This is a genomic window from Longimicrobiaceae bacterium, from assembly GCA_035696245.1.
Lineage (GTDB): Bacteria > Gemmatimonadota > Gemmatimonadetes > Longimicrobiales > Longimicrobiaceae > DASRQW01.
This window is the reverse complement of sequence record DASRQW010000448.1, coordinates 1-9,160: the sequence shown is the minus strand read 5'-3', so window position 1 is coordinate 9,160 and position 9,160 is coordinate 1. Positions and strand designations below refer to the sequence as shown.

The window sequence follows — 9,160 nt, the reverse complement described above, 5'->3', positions numbered from 1 at the left end:
CGTTTTTGCGCCTTGACGGGGCGGGCGCCGGGGTCTATTCTGTCGCGCTCCGGCACCCCCACCCCGGCCCCGCGGAGAGACCGATGCACGACGAGTTGAAGACCGGCGACCTGATGATGCTGGCGGGCTCGGCCAACCGGCCGCTCGCCGAAGAGATCGCGCGCTGCATGGAGATCCCGCTCGGCAAGGTCACCAGCCGCCGCTTCGCGGACGGCGAGATCTTCGTGCGCATCGACGAGAACGTGCGCGGGCGCGACCTCTACATCGTGCAGCCCACCAGCCCGCCGGCCGACAACATCATGGAGCTGCTGCTCCTGATCGACGCGGCGCGCCGGGCCAGCGCGGCGCGCATCACCGCCGTCATCCCGTATTTCGGCTACGCGCGCCAGGACCGCAAGGACCAGCCGCGCGTGGCCATCGGGGCCAAGCTGGTGGCGAACATGATCACCACCGCCGGCGCCGACCGCGTGCTGAGCGTGGACTTCCACCAGCACCAGCTGCAGGGCTTCTTCGACATCCCGGTCGACCACCTGTACGCCGCGCCGGTGCTCACGCGCTACTTCCGCGACAAGAACCTCACCAACCTGGTGGTCGTGGCGCCCGACGTGGGCTCGGCGAAGATGGCGCGCGGGTTCGCGAAGCGGCTGGGGGGCAGCATCGGCATCATCGACAAGCGCCGGCCCACGGCCAACGTGGCCGAGGTCATGAACGTGATCGGCGAGGTGGACGGCAAGGACTGCCTGCTTCCCGACGACATGATCGACACCGCCGGGACCATGGCCGAAGCCGTGCGCGCCCTCAAGGCCCGCGGCGCCCGCGACGTGTACTGCTGCGCCAGCCACGCGCTGCTCAGCGGCCCCGCCGTGGAGCGGCTGATGGACGCGCCGCTCAAGGAGCTGGTGGTGACCAACACCATCGCGATCCCCGAAGAGAAGCACTTCGACCGGCTGACGGTGCTCTCGGTGGCCGACCTGATCGCGCGCGCCGTGCGCTACACCCACTACAACCAGTCGGTGAGCGCGCTCTTCGAGATGTAGGTTATCTTTGCAGCATGGCCGGAACGACCGGCCGCAGCACCCGCGGCGCACCCGCGCCCGCGGCACATCAGCACGACGGAGGCATGGAATGGCCGCTACACTGAACGCGCAGCCCCGCGAGAACGCCGGGAAGGGCGCCGCGCGCAAGCTCCGCGCGGCAGGAAAGGTCCCCGCCGTCCTCTACGGACACGGCGACGCGAACGTCCCCATCACCGTGGACGCCCACGAGCTGGAGAAGCTCCTCGCCGGCATCAGCATCGAGAACACCGTCTTCTCGCTCGCGGTGGAAGGCGGCGTCACCACCGACGTCCTCATCCGCGAGGTGCAGGGCGACCCGGTGCGCCCCATCATCCTGCACGTCGACTTCCTGCAGCTGCACGCGGGCGAGACGCTCACCCTCCAGGTCCCGCTCCACCTGGCCGGCACCCCGGCGGGCGTGCGCGACGCTGGCGGCGTGCTGGACCACGTGCTGTACGAGATCGAGGTGGAGTGCCTGCCGCGCGACATCCCGGCCACGGTGGACGTGGACGTGAGCGGCATGGGCGTGGGCGAGTCCATCCGCGTGCGCGACCTGAACCTGCCCAACGTGAAGATCCTCACCGACGGCGACCTGGCCATCGCCTCCGTGCTGTCGCCCACCGTGCGCGGCACGGACGAGGCGGCCGAGGGCGCCGAGTCCGAGGGCGAGGCGTAAGACGTGACGCACGTCACCCTGAGCCCGGCCGCGCGGCCGGAGAGGTAGCGCGTTGGCCGGGCTCAAGGTGATCGTGGGGCTGGGAAATCCTGGCCGCGAGTATTCGATGACGCGCCACAACGTAGGATGGTGGCTGCTGGATTCGCTGCTCGACGCGTGGAAGCTGGGCCGCTTCCGCCAGGAGAAGAACGCCGCGGTCGCGGCCGGGCGCGTGGAGCCGCACGCCGTCCGGCTCATCAAGCCGCTCACGTACATGAACCTGAGCGGCGGCGCCATCGCGCAGTACAAGCGCATGAACGCCGTCGACCTGGGCAAGGACATGCTGGTGCTGGTGGACGACGTGGCGCTGGAGCCGGGCCAGGTCCGCTTTCGTCCCGGCGGCAGCGCGGGCGGCCACAACGGCCTCAAGTCCATTGAGCAGACGCTGGGCACCAAGGAGTACCCGCGCCTCCGCATCGGCGTGGGCGCCAAACCACCGCAGATGGATCTCGCCGCGTACGTCCTCGCGCCCCCCTCCCGCGCCGACCGCCAGGCCATCCTCGACCGCTTCCCCGATCTGCTCGACGGCGTCCAGCTCTGGATGGACCAGGGCATCGAAGCCGCCATGAACCGCTACAACTCCTAACCTCGTAGATCCGGATCCCCCGCTACGTTGGTCCCGACGCGTAGGGGTGCGATTCATCGCATCCGCGCGACATCCTCACCGCCCGCCCATCCCCCCGTTCGTCTCGCATCTGCCGATCTATCAACATCTTCCGCCCATCCGGTGTCCACTCCCCCGGGCGTTATCGCCGGACGCTCGCATCTTCCGATCGTTGTTATCCCACGACTCACCGGCTCGTTCGCGCTGCATCTCCCGGCTGCCGGACAGATTTCCGCGGAGGCAGACTTTCCGGCCCGCCATCCCGCTCTTCCGACCACAAGTGCATGCAGGACCCAGATTTGGCTTTCCAGCCATCGGTCGAATTCCGTGGCAAGGTTTTCGCGTTGTCCGCGCTCAGCAAGTGCGCTCGCGGATTCGATTTAGGCGGTAAACGCCCCGCGGAGCGATCTTCCAGACCGAGAGAAACGCGCGGATGATCGACTTCCACTTCAAGCTGGCTTCGGCGCTCCTGATCCCCGCCGTGTTCGCGTCCACCCCCGGCCACTCGCGCAAGGCGAAGCCCGTGGCCGGCGCTCCCGCGATCGCCTCCGCCCGCCCCGCGCTTCCGGCCCGCGCGCTGGCTCCAGCGGTGGCCGCCGTGCCCGTGAAGTACGCGGCGAAGGAAGTGAGGCTCGGGACGCGGGGCATCGACGTGTCGCACTATCAGGGGCGGATCGACTGGCAGGCGGCGGCGGACGACGGCGTGGGCTTCGCGTTCGTGAAGGCCACCGAGGGCGGCCGCTTCGTGGACCCGGCGTTCGCGCGCAACTGGGCGGGGCTGCGCGAGGTGGGGATCGCCCGCGGAGCGTACCACCGCTTCCGCCCGCGCCTGAGCGGCATCGCGCAGGCCGACCACTTCCTCCGCGTGGTGGACGTGACGGAAGGCGACCTGCCGCCCGTGGTGGACGTGGAGAGCGTGGAAGGCGTGGGCGATGCGCGGCTGGTGGCCGGCGTCCGCGCGTGGCTGGGCGAGGTGGAGCGCCGCACGGGCGTTCGCCCCATCGTCTACACCAAGCCGGGCTTCCGCCGCGCGCACCTGGGCACCGCGCTCGACGACTACCCGCTGTGGGTGGCCGAGTACGACGTGGACGAGCCGTCGGTGGGCCGCTGGGCGTTCTGGCAGCACAGCGAGCGCGGCAGCGTGGCCGGCATTGGCCGCGCGGTGGACCTGAACCGCTTCAACGGCTCGGTCGACGACCTCCGCCAGCTCGCCATCAGCCCGGCCCCGGCCGAGGGCGTAAGGCCGGAAGAGCTCGCCGTCCGTTAGTCCGCAGCTCGTTGGCCTGGACGCACCGAACGCCTCCGCAACGTGGGGGCGTTCGCCGTTCAGGTGCCCGGCAGATGCGCGGCTTCCGGCTTACGACCTACGTGCGGCCTCCGCTCTCGATGCGAGATGACCTCACGAAGGGACGCTCGGATTATTCGGGAGGCGGGCATCGCCTCGGCTTCATCTGCGTAAGTGGTTTGCGGCAAATCGGCTTGGCGGTAGATGCGCAGCCGGATGTTTCCTGGCACCGTGGTTGAGTTGGGATGAGACCGGCAGAACACCCGCCGCACATCTACCGACCCGATGCCCGTGAGGCTTCCATGAACCACAGACTCATCCTCTCCGCCCTCTCCGCAGCCGTCCTGCTCTCCGCCTGCGTCAGCGTTCACGCCGAGCGGCTGGGCAACCCCGCGACGTACCCCGTCGTCGCCAAGGACCAGGTCCGCGTCTACCGCACCGAGGCCGACATCCGCCAGCCGTACGATCCCATCGCCGTGATCTGGCTGCGCGGCGAGACGATGACCACGAACGAGCGCTCGCTGGTGGAAGCGGCGAAGAAGAAGGCCGGCTGGCTCGGCGCGAACGCCATCGTGCTGGGCCGCATCGAGGAGCCGTCCACCGCCGCGAAGATCGCAGGCGCGCTGCTCAATGTGCCCACGCAGCGCCGCACGCAGATCCTCGCCGTCCGCATCCACACGCCCGCCGAGGCGCGCGCGGACAGCGCGGCCGCATCTCCCGCGCGCTAGTGAACCGCTGGGCGATGCAGGGCCGCCGCGGCGTTGACGGGCCGCGGTGCGAGTGGTAGGTTTGAACGACAGCGGCCGGGCCCCTCTGCGGGATGCCCGGCCTCTTCGTTTGCGCGAATCTCCCGAAAACGGTTTCAGCACCTATGCTCAAGCTCGGCATCGTCGGCCTTCCGAACGTGGGCAAGTCCACGCTCTTCAACGCACTGACCGCCGCGGGCGCGGACGCCGCCAACTACCCGTTCTGTACCGTGGAGCCCAACGTGGGCATGGTGGAGGTCCCGGACCGCCGCGTGGACCTGCTCGCGGAGCAGGTGAAGCCGCAGCGCGTCCTGCGCGCGGTCGTGCAGTTCGTGGACATCGCCGGCCTGGTGAAGGGCGCGTCGGAGGGCGAGGGGCTGGGCAACCAGTTCCTCAACAACATCCGCGAGACCGACGCGGTCGTCCACGTCGTCCGCTGCTTCGACGACGACGATGTGGTGCACGTGATGGGCTCCGTCGATCCGGTGCGCGACCGCGAGGTCATCAACCTGGAGCTGGCGCTGTCGGACCTGGCCGTGGCGGAGAAGCGCATCGAGCGCGCGCGCAAGGCGGCCAAGGGCGGCGACAAGGACGCCACGACCGAGGTCTCGCTGCTGGAGCGCATCATCGCCGTGCTCTCCGAAGGCCAGCCCGCCCGCACCGTCGACGCGAGCGCGGACGAGGTCAAGCTGATGAAGTCGTACAACCTGCTCACCGCCAAGCCCGTCCTCTACCTCGCCAACGTGTCGGAAGACGACCTGCCGGAGGGCGACAACGAGCACGTCCGGGCGCTTCGCAAGGCCGTGGAGGAGAGCGGGGAAGAGGCGCACATCGTCCCCGTCTCCAGCAAGATCGAGTCTGAGGTCGCCGAGCTGCCGGAGGCGGAGCGCGCCGAGTTCCTCTCCTCGCTCGGCCTCACCGAGCCCGGCCTCCACGCGCTCATCCGCGAGGGCTACCGTCTTCTCGGGCTCCAGGTGTACTTCACCGCGGGCGAGAAGGAAGTGCGCGCCTGGGAGATCCCCATCGGCGCCAAGGCCCCCGAGGCAGCCGGCGTGATCCACTCGGACTTCGAGCGCGGCTTCATCCGCGCCGAGACGGTGGCGTTCGCGGACTTCGAGAAGACCGGCTCCGTGAAGGCCGCCCGCGAGCAGGGCCTGATGCGCTCCGAGGGCAAGGAATACGTCGTCAAAGACGGCGACATCCTCCTCTTCCGCTTCAACGTCTGACGCACTAGACTCTCCCTCCGCTCCGCCCGCACTCCTTCGGGCGGAGCGGAGCTTTGTGATTGTGCGCGCCTCTTTGACGACCTACTGTGAATTACACTGGCCCTGAATTCTACGAGAAGCTGTACGAGACGGAGTGGGTGCGTCGTGATCAGATCCAAGGATCGGCCAGCGCGCCTTTAGGCGTCCTGACGCTTCTCGGTGGTGGATTGCTGGTGCTCGTGCAGCACTTCGATCACGCGCCGCGCCAACTGGCCGTGGTGTTTTGGCCGGTGTTCGCGGTCGCCGTCGCAGCCTTCGTGCTTTCCGGCTGGTCGTTTGTCCGCTCGGTGCATGGGTACACATACAGGCAAATCCCGCTACCCTCGGTACTGTCTGCCTATTTCGATGGGCTGAAGGCCCACCATGAATCCGCAGGCACACCGGGACTGGCTTCGGCTGAGTTTGAGAAATTCTTGAAGGAACGCTATATTGAGGCTGCCGATCGGAACGCCGTCAACAACGTCAACCGCGGCGAGTATCTCTACAAAGCGACGAGGGCGCTGATCTTCAGTCTCGTCGCGGCGGCGATTGCCTCGATCCCGGTCGCAATTCAGGTGAGCACGGCTCCTGCAAGGCCTCAGGAGGTTCGCATCATCAACTTGGAGGGAAGCCCGATGCCGCAAGTTTCCGCACCGCAAGTTTCCGCGCACATCGTTCCCAAGCCGATTCCGCCGAGCAACTTCGACGTGAAGACTGGGATGAAGGTGCCGCAGCCGAAGAAGTAGGCTGCCGTCCGAGTCCGCCGGGTTCCCGCGGTTGCGGGGGCGGGGGCGGGGTGCTATACTTGTGAGCTGCCTTCCAGCCTGGAGGGCGGCTCTTTTGTTCCATACCCTGCTCCGCGCGCACCGGCACGGGGCCTCATGTCCAAAGGCAAGGTGACTTTGCGGGACTACGAGATCGTGTACATCTTCTCGCCGGCCGTCGAGGACGAGCGGATCAACGAGAAGGTCGAGCGCTACCATGCGCTCCTGACCGGCACCAATGGCGGCGAGATCACCGCGGTCGACCACTGGGGCAAGCGCCAGCTCGCCTACTCGGTCGAGGACCAGACCACCGGCTACTACGTGGTGGCGCAGTTCGCCGCCCCCGCCGAGGCGCTCCCCGAGTTCGAGCGCCTGCTGAAGCTGGACGAGGAGCTGCTCCGCTACCTCGTGGTGGTGAACGAGGGCGACCTCAAGACGACTCCCGTCCAGGCCACGCCGGCCCGCGACGAGGACGAAGATTCGGACGAGGACTAGACCATGCGCCCAAACCGTAAGACCTGCCCCGTCTGCGAGTCCGGCTCGCGGACCATCGACTACAAGGACGAGCGCACCCTCACGCGCTTCATCACCGAGCGCGGCAAGATCCTGCCCCGGCGCATCAGCGGGATGTGCGCCCGCCACCAGCGCCAGGCCGGGACCGCCATCAAGCGCGCGCGCTTCCTGGCGCTCCTGCCGTACATCGCGGGCTTCGAAGGGTAAAGGAGATACCACGATGCAGGTGATCCTCAGGGACCGAATCGAGAACCTCGGCAACGCGGGCGAGATCGTCGACGTGAAGCCCGGGTACGGCCGCAACTTCCTCATCCCGCAGGGCCTCGCCTACGAGGCCACGCAGGGAAACATCCGCAAGATCGAGAGCGAGCGCGCGCAGGTCACCAAGCGCGAGGCCGCCACGCTGGGCGAGGCGCGCGAGCGTGCCAAGGCGCTGGAGGGCATCTCGCTCACCTTCCACGCCCGCGCGGGCCAGGAAGGCAAGCTGTTCGGCTCCATCACCTCGGGCGACATCGCCGAGAAGCTGGCCGAGCAGGGCATCACCGTCGACCGCCGCGCGATCGAGCTGGAGGAGCCCATCAAGGCCCTCGGCGTGACCAGCGTGCCGGTGCGCCTGCACTCGCAGGTGCATCCCGAGATCAAGGTCTGGGTCATCGACGAGAAGTGATCGCCCGCGGCCTTGCGACCGCGGCGAAGCAGGATGGAGGGAGCGGCCCCCGCTCGCACCCCCCCGGGTGCGCGGCAGGGGCCGCTTCGTCGTCCGCATCCACATGGGCCGAGGCTGGTCCGTGACTTGCCGCTTTCCGCCCGGCGCGGCGCCCCCGCGAGGGGTGCCGCGCCGCGGATGGCGGACATCAACCCAAGATTTCCGGAGACCGGATGAGCAACACCCCCGTCGCGCCCGCGAGCCTGGACCTGCCCGTTGACGTCGCGCGCGCCGTGGACCTCCTGCACGACCGCAAGGCCAGGGACGTGGCCGTCCTGGAGCTGAAGGGCATCTCCAGCGCCACCGACTGGTTCGTGATCGCCACCGGCACGTCCGACACGCACGTGTCGGCCATCGCCGACAACCTCATCGACGAGCTGAAGAAGCACGGCACGCGCCCGCTCAACGTGGAGGGTCAGCGCGGCGGCCGCTGGATCCTGATCGACTACTTCGACTTCGTGGTGCACGTCTTCCACCCGGCGGCGCGCGAGTTCTACCAGCTGGAGCGGCTGTGGGGCGACGCCCCCGTGCACTACCTGAGCGACGAGCCCGCGCAGGCGTGAGCCGCACCGCCTTGCGCGGAACACGCTTGCGGCGGTCCGCGCACGCTCCTTACCTTTGGCTCCGTGCCGGACCGGCGGCCCCGGCTTCCCGCGCGCCGCGCACCCAGGCCGGCGCGCCGCCGTCCCCGCGCGAAAGATCCGTTCCCCGCCCATGACCGATCCCACGCCGCGCACGGCCGGGGGGAGCCTCCCCCCGCCCACCTTCTTCGACCCGTCGTTCGAGCGCATCCCCGCCACCGCGGCGCCGGATGCCGCGAGCGGCGGGCCGCTGCTCGTGCTGTTCGACCCTGCGGCCGACCGCGCGTGGGTGGCCGACGCCACCGTCGCCCTCGCCACGGGGTGGGCGGCGGAGGGCCGCCGAACCTTCCTGATGGACCTGAGCCTGGACGACCCGGTGCTGCACGAGCGCATCGGGATGGCGAACCAGGACGGGGTGGTGGACGTCTTCCTCTACGGCGCTTCGCTGGCCCGCAGCGCGCGGCCGGTGCCGGGGCGCGGCTTCTACCTCGTGCCCGCCGGCACGTACACCGAGGACCCGGAGTCCGTCCTGCGCCACGCGCGGTGGGCGCAGATCGTCTCCGGCTTCCGCGAGGCGGGTGCGGCGCTGCTGCTGTTCGTCCCCGCCAACGCGGCGGGGCTGGACGCGCTGGCGGCGAGGGCCGACGGGGCGATGGTGCTGGCGGAGCGCGTCGCTGGCGACCTGTTCGCCCCGGCGCTGGACAGCGGCGTGCCGGTGCGCGCCTGGCTGGCCCCGCCGCCGTCGGACGGCCGCCTGCCTGCCGAGCCGTCGCACGACATCTCCCGTTCCGCCGCGGCCGCGCGCTTCCCGGAGCCCGAGCCCGCGCCTCCCACGTGGGAGGCGGTGCGCGATGCCGCCGTGCTGCGCAAGCAAACGCCGGAGGAGGAGTTCCTGTCTGCCGAGGAGACGGTGGGCGCTCACACGGGCACGCTGCCCGTCCCGGACC

At 69.4% G+C, this 9,160-nt stretch carries 12 protein-coding genes; all 12 read left to right on the top strand.

What is annotated here, in order from left to right; translation table 11 throughout:
- Positions 1 to 83 precede the first annotated feature (83 nt).
- Complete coding sequence (locus VFE05_20145; protein ID HET6232397.1) at positions 84 to 1,037, top strand: ribose-phosphate pyrophosphokinase; 954 nt, start codon at positions 84 to 86, stop codon at positions 1,035 to 1,037.
- An 88-nt stretch (positions 1,038 to 1,125) separates the two neighbouring features.
- Entirely contained in the window at positions 1,126 to 1,731 is a 606-nt protein-coding gene (locus tag VFE05_20140) for a 50S ribosomal protein L25 (protein ID HET6232396.1), read from the top strand.
- A gap of 52 nt (positions 1,732 to 1,783) precedes the next feature.
- A complete protein-coding gene (pth, locus tag VFE05_20135; protein ID HET6232395.1) occupies positions 1,784 to 2,356 on the top strand; it encodes an aminoacyl-tRNA hydrolase in 573 nt (190 codons plus the stop codon).
- Between the two features lie 451 nt (positions 2,357 to 2,807).
- Positions 2,808 to 3,641 carry a glycoside hydrolase family 25 protein gene (locus VFE05_20130; protein ID HET6232394.1) on the top strand — a complete coding sequence of 278 codons (834 nt, stop codon included), beginning with the start codon at positions 2,808 to 2,810 and terminating at the stop codon, positions 3,639 to 3,641.
- A 320-nt stretch (positions 3,642 to 3,961) separates the two neighbouring features.
- The gene (locus VFE05_20125) at positions 3,962 to 4,387 is read left to right on the top strand and encodes a hypothetical protein (protein ID HET6232393.1); all 426 of its coding nucleotides are present in this window, start codon (positions 3,962 to 3,964) and stop codon (positions 4,385 to 4,387) included.
- Between the two features lie 143 nt (positions 4,388 to 4,530).
- Positions 4,531 to 5,631, top strand: coding sequence for a redox-regulated ATPase YchF (gene ychF, locus VFE05_20120; protein HET6232392.1), 1,101 nt, complete (start codon positions 4,531 to 4,533; stop codon positions 5,629 to 5,631).
- Positions 5,632 to 5,717: 86 nt separating this feature from the next.
- Positions 5,718 to 6,395: a hypothetical protein gene (locus VFE05_20115; GenBank protein ID HET6232391.1), complete on the top strand. Its 678-nt coding sequence runs from the start codon at positions 5,718 to 5,720 to the stop codon at positions 6,393 to 6,395.
- Positions 6,396 to 6,530: 135 nt separating this feature from the next.
- Entirely contained in the window at positions 6,531 to 6,908 is a 378-nt protein-coding gene (gene rpsF / locus VFE05_20110; GenBank protein HET6232390.1) for a 30S ribosomal protein S6, read from the top strand.
- A 3-nt stretch (positions 6,909 to 6,911) separates the two neighbouring features.
- A complete protein-coding gene (gene rpsR, locus VFE05_20105) occupies positions 6,912 to 7,133 on the top strand; it encodes a 30S ribosomal protein S18 (protein ID HET6232389.1) in 222 nt (73 codons plus the stop codon).
- A 13-nt stretch (positions 7,134 to 7,146) separates the two neighbouring features.
- Entirely contained in the window at positions 7,147 to 7,593 is a 447-nt protein-coding gene (gene rplI / locus VFE05_20100) for a 50S ribosomal protein L9 (GenBank protein ID HET6232388.1), read from the top strand.
- Positions 7,594 to 7,805: 212 nt separating this feature from the next.
- Positions 7,806 to 8,195 (top strand): ribosome silencing factor, encoded by a 390-nt coding sequence (gene rsfS, locus VFE05_20095; protein HET6232387.1) that lies wholly within the window; start codon positions 7,806 to 7,808, stop codon positions 8,193 to 8,195.
- A gap of 151 nt (positions 8,196 to 8,346) precedes the next feature.
- Positions 8,347 to 9,160: hypothetical protein (locus VFE05_20090; GenBank protein ID HET6232386.1), on the top strand; the 814-nt coding region annotated here is incomplete at its 3' end.

Coding starts and splice junctions, on each gene's coding strand:
- VFE05_20140 (HET6232396.1), top strand. CDS start 1,126: ATGGCCGCTACACTGAACGCGCAGCCCCGCGAGAACGCCGGGAAGGGC.
- VFE05_20145 (HET6232397.1), top strand. CDS start 84: ATGCACGACGAGTTGAAGACCGGCGACCTGATGATGCTGGCGGGCTCG.
- rpsF (HET6232390.1), top strand. CDS start 6,531: ATGTCCAAAGGCAAGGTGACTTTGCGGGACTACGAGATCGTGTACATC.
- rsfS (HET6232387.1), top strand. CDS start 7,806: ATGAGCAACACCCCCGTCGCGCCCGCGAGCCTGGACCTGCCCGTTGAC.
- rplI (HET6232388.1), top strand. CDS start 7,147: ATGCAGGTGATCCTCAGGGACCGAATCGAGAACCTCGGCAACGCGGGC.
- VFE05_20125 (HET6232393.1), top strand. CDS start 3,962: ATGAACCACAGACTCATCCTCTCCGCCCTCTCCGCAGCCGTCCTGCTC.
- ychF (HET6232392.1), top strand. CDS start 4,531: ATGCTCAAGCTCGGCATCGTCGGCCTTCCGAACGTGGGCAAGTCCACG.
- rpsR (HET6232389.1), top strand. CDS start 6,912: ATGCGCCCAAACCGTAAGACCTGCCCCGTCTGCGAGTCCGGCTCGCGG.
- VFE05_20130 (HET6232394.1), top strand. CDS start 2,808: ATGATCGACTTCCACTTCAAGCTGGCTTCGGCGCTCCTGATCCCCGCC.